The organism is Mariprofundus erugo (assembly GCF_005818865.1).
Taxonomy (GTDB): Bacteria; Pseudomonadota; Zetaproteobacteria; order Mariprofundales; family Mariprofundaceae; genus Mariprofundus; species Mariprofundus erugo.
Genome location: NZ_VBRY01000023.1, coordinates 1 through 598, shown reverse-complemented (window position 1 = coordinate 598; position 598 = coordinate 1). Strand labels below are relative to the sequence as shown.

1 protein-coding gene is annotated in these 598 nt (G+C 52.5%); it reads right to left on the bottom strand.

From position 1 onward, the window contains the following. On the bottom strand, positions 1 to 598 hold a 598-nt coding region (locus tag FEF65_RS13245), incomplete at both ends, for an IS256 family transposase (protein ID WP_138240294.1).

Genomic DNA, 598 nt, shown 5'->3' with positions numbered 1-598 from the left:
TGCAACTCTGCCTCTTCGGCAGTGGCCGCCGCATATATGGCGCGCAGGTCGGCAGCCACTTCCTTGCGCATTTTCCACGAAACAAAGTTCAGGCTGTAACGCACCATATGGACGATACAAAGCTGAACAGCGGTTTTGGGGAACACGGCTTCAATGGCTTCAGGAAACCTCTTCAGTCCATCCACACAGGCAATGAAGATATCCTGTACGCCTCGATTCTTCAGTTCGGTGACGACTTGCAGCCAGAACTTGGCTCCTTCGGTCTGGGCGATCCAGATGCCCAGAAGCTCTTTCTCGCCAGATATGTTGACGCCCAGGGCCAGATAAACTGCCTTGGTGCGTACCATCCCGTCGTGACGTACTTTGACGTGAATACAATCCATATAAACGATGGGGTACAGCCTGTTCAACGGACGCATCTGCCAGGCTTTTGCCTCATCCGCCACAGCATCTGTTACCGAGGAAATAAGTGTAGGCGATACCTCCGTGCCATACATTTCCTCAAGGTGGCTCTGGATTTCTCGTACAGGCATACCTCGCGCATACAGGGAGATGATCTTGTCATCAAATCCTGTCCATCGGCGTTGATGCTTGCCTA